At 62.8% G+C, this 14,222-nt stretch carries 15 protein-coding genes and 1 pseudogene; 5 read left to right on the forward strand and 11 right to left on the reverse strand.

Features of this window, described 5'->3' with window-relative positions; translation table 11 throughout:
• Window positions 1-39: 39 nt before the first annotated feature.
• Entirely contained in the window at window positions 40-669 is a 630-nt protein-coding gene (gene orn, locus BX592_RS17815; protein WP_134193122.1) for an oligoribonuclease, read from the reverse strand.
• Window positions 670-783: 114 nt separating this feature from the next.
• On the opposite strand from orn, the gene BX592_RS17820 reads away from it, so the two are divergent.
• Genes BX592_RS17820 through BX592_RS17830 form a run of 3 tightly spaced genes read left to right on the forward strand, consistent with a single transcriptional unit; the run spans window position 784 to window position 3,440 of the window.
• Window positions 784-2,043 (forward strand): M48 family metallopeptidase, encoded by a 1,260-nt coding sequence (locus tag BX592_RS17820; protein ID WP_134193123.1) that lies wholly within the window; start codon window positions 784-786, stop codon window positions 2,041-2,043.
• Window positions 2,040-3,113 carry a ribosome small subunit-dependent GTPase A gene (gene rsgA / locus BX592_RS17825; RefSeq protein ID WP_134193124.1) on the forward strand — a complete coding sequence of 358 codons (1,074 nt, stop codon included), beginning with the start codon at window positions 2,040-2,042 and terminating at the stop codon, window positions 3,111-3,113. The genes BX592_RS17820 and rsgA overlap by 4 nt, the downstream gene beginning before the upstream one ends.
• Before the next feature lie 6 nt (window positions 3,114-3,119).
• Complete coding sequence (locus BX592_RS17830) at window positions 3,120-3,440, forward strand: putative signal transducing protein (protein WP_134193153.1); 321 nt, start codon at window positions 3,120-3,122, stop codon at window positions 3,438-3,440.
• Between the two features lie 67 nt (window positions 3,441-3,507).
• Here the strand turns inward: BX592_RS17830 and BX592_RS17835 are convergent, their stop codons facing one another.
• The 6 genes from BX592_RS17835 to rpsP all read right to left on the reverse strand — a co-directional run bounded on the left by BX592_RS17835 (window position 3,508) and on the right by rpsP (window position 7,876).
• On the reverse strand, window positions 3,508-4,446 hold the full coding sequence (locus BX592_RS17835; RefSeq protein WP_134193125.1) for a CobD/CbiB family protein: 939 nt from the start codon (window positions 4,444-4,446) through the stop codon (window positions 3,508-3,510).
• A gap of 169 nt (window positions 4,447-4,615) precedes the next feature.
• Window positions 4,616-5,329 carry a CoA pyrophosphatase gene (locus BX592_RS17840; protein ID WP_134193126.1) on the reverse strand — a complete coding sequence of 238 codons (714 nt, stop codon included), beginning with the start codon at window positions 5,327-5,329 and terminating at the stop codon, window positions 4,616-4,618.
• Window positions 5,330-5,426: 97 nt separating this feature from the next.
• Window positions 5,427-5,810, reverse strand: a complete 384-nt coding sequence (rplS, locus tag BX592_RS17845) for a 50S ribosomal protein L19 (protein WP_134193127.1) — start codon at window positions 5,808-5,810, stop codon at window positions 5,427-5,429.
• A gap of 163 nt (window positions 5,811-5,973) precedes the next feature.
• A complete protein-coding gene (gene trmD, locus BX592_RS17850) occupies window positions 5,974-6,738 on the reverse strand; it encodes a tRNA (guanosine(37)-N1)-methyltransferase TrmD (RefSeq protein WP_134193154.1) in 765 nt (254 codons plus the stop codon).
• A 24-nt stretch (window positions 6,739-6,762) separates the two neighbouring features.
• Complete coding sequence (gene rimM, locus BX592_RS17855; RefSeq protein ID WP_134193128.1) at window positions 6,763-7,503, reverse strand: ribosome maturation factor RimM; 741 nt, start codon at window positions 7,501-7,503, stop codon at window positions 6,763-6,765.
• A 118-nt stretch (window positions 7,504-7,621) separates the two neighbouring features.
• Complete coding sequence (gene rpsP, locus BX592_RS17860) at window positions 7,622-7,876, reverse strand: 30S ribosomal protein S16 (protein ID WP_134193129.1); 255 nt, start codon at window positions 7,874-7,876, stop codon at window positions 7,622-7,624.
• Window positions 7,877-8,182: 306 nt separating this feature from the next.
• On the opposite strand from rpsP, the gene BX592_RS17865 reads away from it, so the two are divergent.
• Window positions 8,183-8,647: an NINE protein gene (locus tag BX592_RS17865; RefSeq protein WP_134193130.1), complete on the forward strand. Its 465-nt coding sequence runs from the start codon at window positions 8,183-8,185 to the stop codon at window positions 8,645-8,647.
• A gap of 91 nt (window positions 8,648-8,738) precedes the next feature.
• Here the strand turns inward: BX592_RS17865 and BX592_RS17870 are convergent, their stop codons facing one another.
• Entirely contained in the window at window positions 8,739-9,932 is a 1,194-nt protein-coding gene (locus BX592_RS17870) for a PA0069 family radical SAM protein (RefSeq protein WP_134193131.1), read from the reverse strand.
• A gap of 104 nt (window positions 9,933-10,036) precedes the next feature.
• Window positions 10,037-10,525, reverse strand: coding sequence for an Lrp/AsnC ligand binding domain-containing protein (locus BX592_RS17875; protein WP_134193132.1), 489 nt, complete (start codon window positions 10,523-10,525; stop codon window positions 10,037-10,039).
• A gap of 191 nt (window positions 10,526-10,716) precedes the next feature.
• Between BX592_RS17875 and BX592_RS17880 the strand changes: the two genes are divergently transcribed.
• Complete coding sequence (locus tag BX592_RS17880; protein ID WP_134193133.1) at window positions 10,717-12,003, forward strand: D-amino acid dehydrogenase; 1,287 nt, start codon at window positions 10,717-10,719, stop codon at window positions 12,001-12,003.
• Between the two features lie 149 nt (window positions 12,004-12,152).
• Here the strand turns inward: BX592_RS17880 and BX592_RS17885 are convergent, their stop codons facing one another.
• Both BX592_RS17885 and BX592_RS17890 read right to left on the reverse strand, forming a co-directional pair.
• On the reverse strand, window positions 12,153-13,943 hold the full coding sequence (locus BX592_RS17885; protein ID WP_134193134.1) for an acyl-CoA dehydrogenase: 1,791 nt from the start codon (window positions 13,941-13,943) through the stop codon (window positions 12,153-12,155).
• 108 nt (window positions 13,944-14,051) lie between these two features.
• Window positions 14,052-14,222: pseudogene (locus tag BX592_RS17890) on the reverse strand (FAD-binding protein); the annotation flags it as partial.

Consider the following 14,222-nt stretch of genomic DNA (forward strand, 5'->3'; position numbering starts at 1 on the left):
GGCGATCAGTTGGTGGTGATGTTGCGGTTGATTTCCTGCTTATTTCGCGGGCATATCGGCCGCAGAAGCGCCGGCCGCCGGATCGCTTGCCGCGGCAATCAGGAAATGCTGCCGGTAGTAACGCAATTCGTCGATCGATTCATGAATATCCGCCAGCGCGGTATGCATCGCACGCTTCTGAAACCCTTTGTAGATCGACGGCTGCCAGCGACGGCACAGTTCTTTCAGCGTACTGACGTCAAGATTCCGATAGTGGAAAAACGCTTCGAGCTCCGGCATCCAGCGCGCCATGAAGCGGCGGTCCTGGCAGATCGAGTTGCCGCACATTGGCGACTTGCCGGGCGGCACGTGGGCGCCGAGAAATGCGCGAATCTGCGCGGCGGCTTCGGCCTCGCCGATCGTCGACGCGCGCACCCGGTCCGTCAGGCCCGAACGGCCGTGCGTGTTGCGGTTCCACTCGTCCATCTTGCCCAGCGTTTCGTCGCTCTGATGAACGGCGATGACCGGACCTTCGATCATCCTGTCGAGCTGCGAATTCGTCACGACCACAGCGATTTCGATGATGCGGTCGTTGTCCGGATCGAGCCCGGTCATTTCCATGTCGAGCCAGATGAGGTTCATTTCGCTGCGCACGAGCGGCGCGGCGGCGGAGTCGAGGATGTCGGTCATGGAAAGGCGGTGTCAGAAAGAAGCAGGCGAAGAACCGAGCGGCGGCCCTCGCGACAAGGCGCCCGCCGGGTCGAACAACTCTATAATTGTCGCATAGTTACCACGGACTTCCGGATGCCCATTGTGTACTTCTCCATTCTGTTCGTGATCGCCGTTCTGGCGATGGTCGCGACGAAGCTGTGGCTCGCCTCGCGACAGATCCGCTTCGTCGCCGCGCACCGCGATCGCGTGCCGCCGCAGTTCGCGTCGAAGATTCCGCTGAGCGCGCACCAGCGCGCCGCCGACTACACGGTCGAGCGCACCCGGCTGACGATGGCGGAAATCGTCGTCAGCGCGGTGGTGCTGATCGCGCTGACTCTGTTAGGCGGCGTGCAGTTGCTCGATCTCGGTATCTCCGACTGGCTCGGGCGCGGCTATGTCGGCCAGATCGTGCTGGTTGCCGCGGTCGTCGCGATCACCGGCATCATCGACCTGCCATTCGACTACTACCGGCAGTTCGGTGTCGAAGAGCGCTTCGGCTTTAACCGGATGACGAAGCGCATCTTCTTCGCGGACCGCGTGAAGGGCATTCTGCTCGGCGCCGCGTTCGGGCTGCCGCTGCTGTTCGTCGTGCTGTGGCTGATGGACCAGGCGGGCAGCCTCTGGTGGCTGTGGACGTGGATCGTCTGGGTCGGCTTCCAGATGCTTGTGCTGGTGCTGTACCCGACGCTGATCGCGCCAATTTTCAACAAGTTCGAACCGCTGAAGGACGAAGCGCTGAAAAGCCGTATCGAAGCGCTGATGAAGCGTTGCGGGTTTGCCGCGAAGGGTCTGTTCGTGATGGATGGCAGCCGCCGCTCCGCACACGGCAACGCGTACTTCACCGGCTTTGGCGCGGCCAAGCGCATCGTGTTCTTCGATACGCTGCTCGCGCGTCTGTCCGGCGGCGAGATCGAGGCCGTGCTCGCGCATGAGCTCGGTCACTTCAAGCGGCGTCATGTGATCAAGCGGATGGTCGTCACGTTCGTGCTGAGCCTGGCGATGCTCGCGCTGCTCGGCTGGCTGACGCAGCGCGTCTGGTTCTACGAAGGACTCGGCGTGCGGCCGTCGCTGACCGGCAGCAACGACGCGCTCGCGCTCGTGCTGTTCTTCCTCGCGGTGCCGGTGTTCCTGTTCTTCGTCACGCCGCTTGGCAGCCTGAGTTCGCGCAAACACGAATTCGAAGCCGATGCGTTCGCCGCGACGCAAACCGATGCGAAAGACCTCGTCAGCGCACTCGTGAAGCTTTATGAGGACAACGCGTCGACGCTCACACCCGATCCGCTGTACACCGCGTTTTACTACTCGCACCCGCCCGCGTCGCAGCGGATCGACCGGCTGCTGCAGCACGCATGAGCGGCCGGGTGGCGAACCGCTCGGCAAAAGGCCTGGCAAAGGCGAGCCCGGCAAAAGCAGGCCAAGGGACGGATTCCACGACAGCGGCCGCGCAGCCCGAAAGCCACGAGCGCGGGCTGGTGATCGCCGCGCATGGGCGCCATTACATCGTCGCGCCGGCGCGTGGCGGTCCGTTGCTGCAATGCTTTCCGCGCGGCAAACGCAGTGAAGTCGCGGTCGGCGATCACGTCGTCTATGAGATGACGTCGGCGGACCAGGGCGTGATTGTCGAGATCGGCGAGCGCCGCAATCTGCTGTACCGGTCGGATCAGTACAAGTCGAAGCTGTTCGCGGCGAATCTCGACCAGTTGCTGATCGTGCTCGCCACCGAGCCGCATTTCAGCGAAGACCTGCTCGGCCGTGCGTTAGTCGCCGCCGAAGCGAATGAACTGAAGCCGCTGATCGTACTGAACAAGACCGATGTCGAAGATGCACTGCCGCTCGCGCGGCAGCGTCTTGCGCGCTATCGCGAACTTGGCTATACGGTGCTCGAAATGTCGATCCGGACCCAGCCGGACGCCGCGCGCTCGATGCTCGTCGAGCATCTGCACGACCATGCGACGCTGCTGCTGGGCCAGTCCGGGATGGGCAAATCGACGCTGGTGAACCTGATCGTGCCCGACGCGGAAGCCGCGACGCGGGAAATCTCGACGGCGCTCAATAGCGGCCGGCATACCACCACGTTCACCCGTCTTTATCCGTTGCCCGCGTTGTCCGAGATGTCCGAGATGTCCGAGATGTCCGAACGGTCCGAACGGTCCGAACTGCGCGATCACAACCCTGGCGGCGGCGCGCTGATCGACTCGCCCGGTTTCCAGGAATTCGGTCTGCATCATCTGACCGAAGGCGGGCTCGAGCGCGCGTTCCCCGAATTCCGGCCGCTGCTCGCGCATTGCCGGTTCTACAACTGCCATCATCTGCACGAGCCAGGCTGCGCGATTCTCGAAGCCGTCGCCGACGGACGCATCGCGCGCGAGCGCCATGCGCTCTACGCGCAGCTCGTCCATGAGGCCAGCCAGGTAGTCCGCTAATCGATGCTGAAGCTGCTGCGCGCTCCGAACCTGATCATCGGCCAGCATTGGGTCAATCTGCTGGCCATCGCGGGTATCGCATCCGAGTTGCATAACCGCTATCTGAATGGCGCTTTGGGAGAAATCCCGGCCGATCAATGCGCGCCGGAATTATGGCTCGTCGACGAACGGGACGAAGCGCTGGCAAGACGGTTGATTGATGCAGCATCGCGTGGACCCGCGGCAGGGGCGCCCGCATGGCGCTGCGGTCATTGCGGGGAGACGCTTGAGCCGCAGTTCACGGTTTGCTGGCAATGCGGGACGCCGCGTAATCCGCTTGATGGCTGACGGATGACGCGGCTGCGAGATGCACGCGTCGCACGCGTCTTGCCGTCATTCAGATGCAAACTCGGGTTCAGGACAGCCAGACCGCGATCGTCAACATCAGCAGCAGGATCATCCACAGAATCACCGCGCGCCATACGAGGCCGACCGCCGATTGCAGCGTGCGCGGCGTGCAGTCGTCGCCGACCGTCATCGGTCCACCATCGCCGGTTGCGATCGCATCGAGGCTTGAAATTTCCGCGAGCGGCCCGGACAGGCGCGCACCGAGCGCGCCGCTGCCGGCCGCGAGCAGCACGCCGTCGTTCGGGTCGGGCCATTGGCGCGCGTGATTGCGCCACGCGTAGATCGCATCCTCGAAGTTGCCGACGATCGCAAAACCCAGCGACGTCAACCGCGCCGGCACCCAGTCGATCACGAAGAACGCGCGCTGCGCGAACGTCGAAAATGCCGCGGTGCGCTCCTCGACCGGCTGCGACCACGCACGCGCCAGGTACTCGGCGACGCGGTACAGCACCGCGCCCGCCGGTCCGATCGGCACCAGAAACCAGAAGAACACGCCGAATACATGCCGATGCGATGCGACCACCGCGTGAATCAGCGTATGGCGGACGATCTCGCTGACCGGCATATCGACCGTGTCGATGCCGGTCCATTCATTGAGAATTTCCCGCGCGCGCGGTACATCGTCGTTATTGAGCGCGAGATGGATATCGGTGAAATAGTGGCTGAACTGCCGGAAACCGAGCGTGAAGTAGACGATCACGACGTTCCACAGAAATGCGAGCACGAAGTGGATCTGATATAGCACGAAATAGATCAGACCGACCGCGAGCGTCCACGGCAACACGACCACCAGCCATGCGAGCACGCCATGCCTTTCCTTGCCGGCGTCGAAGCCGTGTGCGGTCGATTCCGCGTGGTACTGCAGCAATGACGCGATCGGGTTGCTCGGCGACAACGCGCGGACCTGTTCGAGAATCAGAGCCAGCAATACGGAAAAAAAAGTCATGCGATGCGCCGTGCTATTCGAGTTATTGCGAGTTTTGCCGGGTTTTACATACGACCTTCTCGTTCGATCCGTACGATAGCACAGGGTCGGATGTGTCTGATCCGCAGCGATTACAAACAGACAGCCTGCGCAAGCCAACGTTTGCGTGAGCGGATGCTCAACGGTGCGCTCAGGCCGCGAGGAAGCGATAGAAATTGCGTAACATGCCGGCCGTTGCGCCCCAGATAAAGTATTGGCGGCCGACCTCGCCTTCTTCCGCGCGCGGATAAGGCATTGCAAAAAAGCGACGCTCGCCCTCTTCCCAGCGCAACACGCGCACCTGATGGTTCGCCGGGTTCATCAGGAAGGCGAGCGGCACTTCGAAGATATCGGCCACTTCGAGCGTATCGGCGCGTAGCGTAAACGGCGGATGCACGAGGCTCACCACTGGCGTCACGCGAAAGCCGGTGCTCGTCAGATAGTCGGGGAGCGCGCCGAGCACTTCGACACGCGCCCGATCGAGGCTCACTTCTTCCTGGGCTTCGCGCAGCGCGGTCTCGATCGTGTCCGCATCGGTCGGTTCGTGACGGCCGCCCGGAAAGCTCACTTGCCCGGCATGGTCGCTCAAATGATCGGCGCGCTGCGTCAGCAGCACGGTCAGGCCGGAATCGCGCTCGACGAGCGCGATCAGCACAGCCGCGACTCGCGGATCGGCGTCTTCGTTCCAGCGCACTTCGCGGGGCTCCTGTTCCCAGCGCAAGCGCTGCTCGAAACGGGCCCGCAGGCCGTCCGGGGTCAGGCGATCGGGCGTCACCGCAGGCAGATCGGCGCCCGTCGATTCAATCGGCAAGGACTCAGGCTTGAAAACCGGACGTGTGGGACGGACGGGACCGGACAATGTCATCCTCGTAGCGAGTGTGGATAAGAAACTTCAGGACACTTCGCTATTTTGAACCACCAAAGAAAAAAGCACCCGAGACGGGTGCTTTTCCTTACAGCTTTTACTCCTGGGCAGCGCGGTCTTTCGACACCAGCTTTTCCTTGATCCGCGCCGACTTGCCCGAACGCTCGCGCAGGTAGTACAGCTTTGCACGGCGCACATCGCCACGGCGTTTCACGACGATGCTCGCGAGCAGCGGCGAGTATGTCTGGAACGTACGCTCGACGCCTTCGCCCGACGAGATCTTGCGGACGATGAACGACGAGTTGAGGCCACGGTTACGCTTCGCGATCACGACGCCTTCATACGCCTGGACACGCTTGCGGTTACCTTCGACGACGTTCACGTTGACGACCACCGTATCGCCCGGGGCGAATTCGGGAATGGTCTTGCCAGCGAGCGCGCGCTCGATTTCTTCCTGCTCGAGTTTTGCAATCAGATTCACGATTGACTCCTTATGCCATCTTGTCGGCGTTCGTACCTGCCTGGCTTGCTGCAATGCCCGGCGACGGCCCCGATAGAGGATGGATTCACAACTGGAACTGTCCACGCATGGACTGCTCCGCCTGGGTCTCGCGCTTCGCGCGCCGCCGGCGTTCAACTTCCGGTCAGGCCTTCGCTTCGTTCGCGAGACTTGCAAGCCATGCCTCGTCGGCACGGCTCAACAACTTGTTCGACCGCGCCCGCTCGATCAGATCGGGCCGCTTGTCGAGGGTATTGCGCAGCGCTTCGCGCCGACGCCACTGCTCGATTTCCGCATGATGGCCGCCTAGCAGCACATCGGGCACGCGCATGCCCTGGTAATCTTCGGGTCGCGTGTAGTGCGGGCAATCCAGCAAACCATCGACGAAACTGTCCTGCACCGCCGACTGCGCATCGTTAAGCACACCCGGCAGCTGCCGCACGACCGCATCCATCAACGCCATCGCCGGCAGTTCGCCGCCGGACAGCACGAAGTCGCCGAGGCTCACTTCTTCATCGACACAGCGCTCGATGAGCCGCTGGTCGATTGCTTCGTACCGGCCGCAGAGCAGAATCAGGCCGGGCTGCGCTGCAAAGCGCATCACGCTGCCGTGATCGAGTGTCGTGCCTTGCGGCGACATCATCACGACGCGCGAGCCTTCGATGCCCTGCTGCGCCTGCGCCGCTCTGGCCGCGCCGATCGCGTCTTCGAGCGGTCTGGCCAGCATCACCATGCCGGGACCGCCGCCGTAGGGACGATCGTCGACCGTGCGGTAGTTGTCGGTGGTGAAATCGCGTGGATTCCACGTGCGCAACCCGAAGCGCTGCTGTTTCACCGCGCGGCTGGTGATGCCCGATTCGGTCAGCGCGCGAAACATATCCGGAAAGAGCGTGACGACGTCGAACTGCATCGCTCTCCCCATTCAGCGAGTCATTCAGTAATCGGCTTCCCAGTCGACGATGATGCGCTTCGCCGCCTGATCCACCGTCTTCACATAAACACCGACAAACGGAATCAGCCGTTCACCGGTCACCGGCTTGCCGTCTTTGCCCGTCGCCGGATATTCGATGCGCAACACGGACTGCGCACCGTTGTCGATCATGTCGGCCACTTTGCCCAGTTCGACGCCCGCCTCGTTGACGACGTCAAGACCCAGCAGATCGACCCAGTAATACTCGTCGGCGGCCAGCGCCGGGAAGTCGCTGCGGCCCACGTACACGCGATAGCCACGCAGCAGAAGCGCCGCATCGCGGCCCGCGACACCGCCCAGTTGAGCGACGACGCTGTCGGCGTGCACTTTCGCCTGCCCGACCGGTGCTGACTTGCGCTCGTATGCTTGCTGTTGCCCACGCGGTGGCGTTTTCAGCAGCCACCAGCGCTTCGCGGAGAGCAATGCATCGCCGCCTTGGCCGGCGCTCGAGTGCGCAGCGACCTTGACCCAGCCCTTGAGACCATAGGCATCGACGATCGCGCCGACTTCGACCGCATCGTCCGGCCAGCTTTCGGCAGATTCATCCTGGATGACCTGAACCTGGACGACCTGCGCTTGCGTGGCCTGCTGTTGCGCTTCGGACGCTGCGGCGCTTCGAGCGCCGGGTTTCCGGGCGAATACCCCGAACGACGCGCCAGACGCCGCCTTTGCGCGACTCGAACTGTCAGAATCACGCGCGGACATCAGTTGACCTCACTGCTGACACCCGTCAAACCTGTTCATCGGACTGCTCCCACGACGACGCCCGCGGCGTGCGCGGCCGGCGACCGATGCCCAGCCAACTCAGATGAGCCGACTGTCATTAAGCAGCCGGTTGCGCCTTTTGCGCTTCCTTCACGAGACGCTGAACCGTTTCCGACAGTTGCGCGCCAACGCTTTGCCAGTGGGTCAGACGGTCTTGCGCGATACGCAGCGCTTCGCCCTTGCTCGCGACCGGGTTGTAGAAGCCGATGCGCTCGATGAAACGGCCGTCACGGCGGTTACGCGAATCGGTAGCGACGATGTTGTAGAACGGGCGCTTCTTCGAGCCGCCACGAGCCAAGCGGATGATGACCATACTTAAAGTCCTTGAAAACCGGGTTCGGAACTACTGAAACACGCGATTATAGCTGGAAAGCGACGCCATAACAAACACTTACCGGGGTAAAGTGAGCGCCCCGGCTTTTCTGCTGCTGCTTATTTGCAACTGGCTACAACCGCACGCCCGTCAAAACGTCAGAACAACAGCCTGCAACCGGCCGGCCGGACCGGCGCCCGCGTCATCGCGCCACCTGACCAGCACGATGCGCGCGGCGTAGAATGCGCGTCGGCGCTCACGCCACCGGGCCGCGCCGCCCGTCACGTCATCCCGCTGCTTACTTTCATGTCGACTGCCTTGCATCCCGCGCGTTTTCGCTCCAAAACCATTACCGCCGCACTCGCGTTCTTCTTCGGATCGCTTGGCGCGCATCGCTTCTACCTGTATGGCGGCCGCGACCTGTTCGGCTGGGCGCACATCGTCGGTACGCTGATCGGCGTGCCGGGTTTGCTGCTGCTGATGGCCACGCAGCGTGCTTCGCTGCTCGGCTGGGTGCTCGTGGTGCCTGGTGCGATTTCACTGCTTGCCGCCTTTCTGGCCGCGATGGTCTACGGGCTGCGCCCCGACGAGAAATGGGACGCACAATTCAATGCACACAGCGAGCGCTACAGCGAGTCCGGCTGGACGGTGGTCTTTGTGGTGATCTTTTCGCTGCTGATCGGCGCGTTTCTGCTAATGACAGGTCTCGCGCTGACGTTTCAAACGTATTTCGAGTCGCAGGTGGAGGCGGCTAAGTCGTTGTCGCAATAGCCGACGAGTCATTGTCCAGCGACTGAGCGGGCGCCATAAACGCCGGCCGGAGCCGCCAACTGCTCGGGCCTGCCGCTGCCGCGCCACCCGCCTAGAAGAGATCCAGCTGCGGGTCGTCGGCGGCGGGCCGCCGCGCAGGCTCAACGCGGCGAAACTGCGACATATCGAGAATGCCGTGCTGACGCGCATTCAATCCGAGCCTTCGCGTCGCCTTCGCAAAGCGCTGTTTCAGCAAATCCGCCCACAGCCCCTCGCCTTTCATCCGATGCGCGAACGACGCATCGTAATCCTTGCCGCCGCGCATATCGCGCACACGGCTCATCACGCGGTCCGCGCGGTCGGGAAAATGTGCAGCCAGCCAGTCTTTGAATAGCGGCGCGACCTCCCAGGGCAGACGCAGCACGATGTAACTCGCGCTTGTCGCTCCCGCTTGCGCGCAGGCGTCGAGCACCCGCTCCAGATCCGGCTCGGTGACGAATGGAATGATCGGTGCAATGCTGACGCCGACCGGCACGCCGGCATCGGCAAGCGTGCGGATCGTGCGCAGGCGCCGCGACGGCGTTGCCGCGCGTGGCTCGAGCGTACGCGCGATGTCCGCATCGAGCGTCGTGATCGTGATGGCTGCCATCACCTGGCCGCGCTCGGCCATCGGCGCGAGCAGATCGAGTTCGCGTTCGATCAGTGACGACTTGGTGATCGCGGCGAACGGATGATGCCGCTCGTGCAGCACTTCGATCACGCGCCGCGTAATAAGCAACTCGCGCTCGACCGGCTGCCACGCGTCGGTGTTGACGCCGAGCGCGATCGGCTCGGGCACGTAATTCTTTTTCGATAGCTCGCGCGCGAGCAGTTCCGACGCGTTGACCTTCGCGTAGATCCGGCTTTCGAAATCGAGCCCCGGCGACAAACCCAGATAGCTGTGGGTCGGGCGCGCAAAGCAGTAAATGCAGCCGTGCTCGCAGCCACGATACGGATTCAGCGACACGCTAAACGGAATGTCTGGCGATGCGTTATGCGTGAGGATGCTTTTCGCCCGCTCTTCGAACACCTGGGTGCGCAGCGCGACGCCTTCGCCGTCTTCGCCAGGCTCGGTATAGGTCGCCCAGCCGTCATCGACCGCGTCGCGCTGATCGACTTCGTAGCGGCCTTGCAGATTGGTCACCGCGCCGCGCCCTTTGCGTGGCGCAGGCGGCGCGACCGGAAATTCACGGTCGGCATCGTACGAGGCGTCGGGCGACGAATCGTGCGGACGATTGGAGTGGGAGTCGGAGTCGGCGTCGTTCAAGGCTGCACACTGAAAGCAACAGGATACCTGTACAAATATACAGTGTTTATGCCGTTTGTCGAGGCTGTCCGCGGGCCTCCATTGAGCCACCCGCGACGCGCGCGTCAGTCGCCCACGGCAATTGTGAGCGTCTCCTTGATCTCCTCCATGACAACATAACTCTTCGACTGCACCGCGCCGGGCAGCTGCAACAGGATGTCGCCAAGCAACTTCCGGTAGTCAGCCATTTCGCCGATGCGCGCCTTGATCAGATAGTCGAAATCCCCCGATACCAGATGGCATTCGAGCACTTCAGGAATCTTCTGCACTTCGCGCCGGAACTGGTCGAACATGTTGCCGCTTTTGTGATCCAGCGTGATTTCGACGAACACCAGCAGCGCGGCGCCGAGTTCGGCAGGATTCAGCCGTGCGTAATAGCCGGTGATCACGCCGTCGCGCTCCATTCGCTTCACACGCTCGATGCACGGCGTGACCGACAGGCCGACCTGTTCCGCGAGGTCTTTCATCGCAACGCGGCCGTCCTGTTGCAGTACGCGCAGGATCTTGTGGTCGATTTTGTCGAGCGCACGCACCGGCTGACGCTGGGTTCTCATGTTATTACTAAAAATTGAAGAAATACGATAACAAAACCTGCCTCGACGCCCATAGTATAGCGGTTAACACTGGACATCCCGCATATCAGTTTGTTAATCGCCCGTGAGCATTGGCATCAGCCCGGCAACAGCGAATTGACACAGAAGATGAAGATACGGCGTGCCCTGCAATCTACTGGAGTGGAACAGCTATGCGTGTCGTCGTTCTAGGCAGTGGCGTCGTCGGCGTGACGAGTGCTTATTATCTCGCCCGCGCGGGCCATGAAGTCACCGTCATCGATCGCGAGGCCGGCCCGGCGCTCGAAACGAGCTTTGCAAACGCGGGGCAGATTTCGCCCGGCTACGCATCGCCATGGGCCGCGCCCGGCGTGCCGATGAAAGCCGTCAAATGGATGTTCCAGAAACACGCGCCGCTCGCCATTCGTCTCGACGGCACGCAATTCCAGTTGCAATGGATGTGGCAGATGCTGCGCAATTGCACGTCGGAGCGCTACGCGGTGAACAAGGCGCGCATGGTGCGCCTCGCCGAATATAGCCGCGACTGCCTGCAGGCATTGCGCGCGGAATCCGGCATTCAATACGAAGGCCGCACCGGCGGCACGCTGCAACTGTTCCGCACGCAGAAGCAGCTGGATGGCGCCGCGAAAGACGTCGCGGTGCTGAAAGAAGCGAACGTGCCATATGAACTGCTGATGCCCGCCGAACTCGCGCGCGCCGAACCGGCACTCGCCGCGACCGCGCACAAGCTGACCGGTGGCTTGCGTCTGCCCGGCGACGAAACCGGCGACTGCCAGCTGTTCACCACGCGACTCGCAACGCTCGCCGAACAGATCGGCGTGCGCTTTCGCTTCAATACGCCGATCAATGCGCTGCTGATGGAGGGCGGCCGCGTCGGCGGAGTCAAATGCGGCGATCAGACGGTGCGCGCGGACGCGTTCGTGGTCGCGCTCGGTTCGTATTCGACGCAGTTCCTGAAGAATCTGATCCGGATTCCGGTCTATCCGCTGAAGGGCTATTCGCTGACCGCGCCGGTCGTCGATTCGTCGGCGGCTCCGGTATCGACCGTGCTCGACGAAACCTACAAGATCGCGATCACGCGTTTCGACGATCGGATTCGCGTCGGTGGCATGGCGGAGATTGTCGGCTTCGATAAAGCGCTGAGAAACGCACGTCGCGAAACGCTCGAGATGTGCGTGAACGATCTGTTCCCGGGCGGCGGCGATACGTCGAAGGCGACGTTCTGGACCGGTCTGCGTCCGATGACGCCGGATGGCACGCCGATCGTCGGCCGCACGCCGGTGTCGAACCTGTTCCTGAACACGGGGCACGGCACGCTCGGCTGGACGATGTCGTGCGGCTCAGGGCAATTGCTGGCGGATCTGATCTCGGGCAGGAAGCCGGCGATCCAGTCGAACGACCTGTCCGTGCATCGCTACGACCGCGAGTTCGGCGCGACGCCGCGTCCGGCATACGCGTGATGCGCGCGGCAGTGGCAGCCGCATAGGCTTCGCGGCCGTGCTGCGCATGCTATAAAGAACGGCGCTTCGCTGTGCGAAGCGCCGTTCTCTTTTGCTTTTTCGTTCGCGCCGGACCACCAGCGCGTCAGACCTGAGCGGTTCGCCAACATTCAGAACTGATCTTCCGTCAGCGCCAGCACGCCCTCACCGCCCCTCGCACTGACAATCGACGTTTCAAGCGCAGCCGCCTGCGGCAACACGTGCTCGGCGAAGAATTGCGCCGTCGCGATCTTCGCCTGATAAAACGAACGATCCTCGTCGAGCTTGCCTGCCGCGGCCAGCATCGCGCGCGCCATCTGCCAGCCGCCGAGCACGATGCCGGCGAGTTTCAGATACGGCACGCTTCCCGCGAACACCGCGTTCGGATCATTTTTCGCGTTCCAGACCACGAAATTCACCGCCGCCTGCAGCGCGCGTTGTCCGTGCGCCAATTGTTGCCGCATCGATTCGAACGCCGCACCGCGCTGCGCGCCGAGTGCTTCGACGGTCTGCCCGATCTGCGCAAGCAGTTGCTTTGCAACTTCGCCGCCGTCGCGCAGCGTTTTGCGGCCGACCAGATCGTTCGCCTGGATCGCGGTCGTGCCTTCGTAAATGGGCAGAATGCGCGCGTCGCGGTAGTACTGCGCGGCGCCAGTTTCTTCGATAAAGCCCATCCCGCCGTGCACCTGCACGCCGAGGCTAGCGACGTCGAGCGACAGTTCGGTGCTCCAACCTTTTACGATCGGCACGAGAAACTCGTAGACCGCCTGATGTTCGGCGCGCGTCGTCGCATCCGGATGACGATGCGCGATATCGCGATGCGCGGCCGCGACATACGCAAGCGCCCGCGCGGCTTCGGTCAGTGAGCGCATCGTCGCGAGCATCCGGCGCACGTCCGGGTGATGGATGATCGACACCGGCTCCTTCGCCGAGCCGTCGACCGGTCGGCTCTGCACACGCTCCTTCGCATACGCGACCGCCTTCTGATACGCGCGGTCGGACACCGCGACGCCCTGCATGCCAACCGCAAAGCGTGCGGCGTTCATCATGATGAACATGTACTCGAGGCCGCGATTCGCTTCGCCGATCAGATAGCCGGTCGCGCCACCGTGATCGCCGAACTGCAGCACCGCGGTCGGGCTCGCCTTGATACCGAGCTTGTGCTCGATCGACACGCAATGCACATCGTTGCGCTCGCCGATCGAACCATCCGCGCCAACCACGAACTTCGGCACGATAAACAGCGAAATGCCCTTCACACCTTCAGGCGCATCCGGCGTGCGCGCCAGCACGAGGTGGACGATGTTGTCCGCCATATCGTGCTCGCCCCACGTGATGAAAATCTTCGTGCCGAACAGCTTGTAGGTGCCGTCCGGCTGCGGTTCCGCGCGCGTACGCACCAGCGCGAGATCCGAGCCCGCCTGCGGCTCGGTCAGATTCATCGTGCCGGTCCATACGCCGGATAGCAGCTTCGGCACATAGGTCTGCTTTTGCGTTTCGCTGCCGGCGGTGAGCAGCGCTTCGATCGCGCCGTCGGTCAGCATCGGGCATAGCGCGAACGACAGGTTGGCCGCGTTCAGCATTTCGAGGCAGGGCGTCGCGAGCAGCTTCGGCAAACCTTGGCCTTCGTATTCGACCGGATGTTGCAGGCTTTGCCAGCCGCCGGCCGTGAACTGCCGGAACGCATCGATAAAGCCCGGCGTGGTGGTCACGGTGCCGTCGCGCCAACTGCTCGGATGGCGGTCGCCTGCGACGTTCAGCGGCGCGAGCACTTCGCCGCAGAACTTCGCCGATTCCTCGAGCACCGCTTGCGCGGTCTCCACGTTTGCGTCTTCATAGCCGGGCAACGCGGCAATCTCGTCGAGTCCGGCCAGTTCCTTCATCACGAATAGCATGTCCTTGATGGGTGCCGTGTAGCTCATCTTTGTCTCCTCCGTGCATGATAAAAAAGGGCGCGGGATGATTGATCCTTGCGCCCCTTCCTGATGCCTGGCGCCTTACGCTAGCGCCGTCGCTTAACGCGTGCCCGGTCAGCCGAGCTCTTTCACGAGTTCCGGCACAACCGTGAACAGATCGCCAACCAGTCCATAGTCCGCAACACTGAAGATCGGCGCCTCGGCGTCCTTGTTGATCGCGACGATCACCTTCGAGTCCTTCATGCCGGCAAGGTGCTGGATCGCACCGGAGATGCCGACCGCGAC

This window comes from Paraburkholderia rhizosphaerae, from assembly GCF_004366595.1.
In the GTDB taxonomy this organism is placed as follows: domain Bacteria; phylum Pseudomonadota; class Gammaproteobacteria; order Burkholderiales; family Burkholderiaceae; genus Paraburkholderia; species Paraburkholderia rhizosphaerae.

What these genes read in the sequence shown, in the direction of transcription:
- orn (WP_134193122.1), bottom strand. Translation starts at nt 669, where the DNA reads ATGACCGACATCCTCGACTCCGCCGCCGCGCCGCTCGTGCGCAGCGAA.
- BX592_RS17820 (WP_134193123.1), top strand. Translation starts at nt 784, where the DNA reads ATGCCCATTGTGTACTTCTCCATTCTGTTCGTGATCGCCGTTCTGGCG.
- rsgA (WP_134193124.1), top strand. Translation starts at nt 2,040, where the DNA reads ATGAGCGGCCGGGTGGCGAACCGCTCGGCAAAAGGCCTGGCAAAGGCG.
- BX592_RS17835 (WP_134193125.1), bottom strand. Translation starts at nt 4,446, where the DNA reads ATGACTTTTTTTTCCGTATTGCTGGCTCTGATTCTCGAACAGGTCCGC.
- BX592_RS17840 (WP_134193126.1), bottom strand. Translation starts at nt 5,329, where the DNA reads ATGACATTGTCCGGTCCCGTCCGTCCCACACGTCCGGTTTTCAAGCCT.
- trmD (WP_134193154.1), bottom strand. Translation starts at nt 6,738, where the DNA reads ATGCAGTTCGACGTCGTCACGCTCTTTCCGGATATGTTTCGCGCGCTG.
- rimM (WP_134193128.1), bottom strand. Translation starts at nt 7,503, where the DNA reads ATGTCCGCGCGTGATTCTGACAGTTCGAGTCGCGCAAAGGCGGCGTCT.
- rpsP (WP_134193129.1), bottom strand. Translation starts at nt 7,876, where the DNA reads ATGGTCATCATCCGCTTGGCTCGTGGCGGCTCGAAGAAGCGCCCGTTC.
- BX592_RS17865 (WP_134193130.1), top strand. Translation starts at nt 8,183, where the DNA reads ATGTCGACTGCCTTGCATCCCGCGCGTTTTCGCTCCAAAACCATTACC.
- BX592_RS17875 (WP_134193132.1), bottom strand. Translation starts at nt 10,525, where the DNA reads ATGAGAACCCAGCGTCAGCCGGTGCGTGCGCTCGACAAAATCGACCAC.
- BX592_RS17880 (WP_134193133.1), top strand. Translation starts at nt 10,717, where the DNA reads ATGCGTGTCGTCGTTCTAGGCAGTGGCGTCGTCGGCGTGACGAGTGCT.
- BX592_RS17885 (WP_134193134.1), bottom strand. Translation starts at nt 13,943, where the DNA reads ATGAGCTACACGGCACCCATCAAGGACATGCTATTCGTGATGAAGGAA.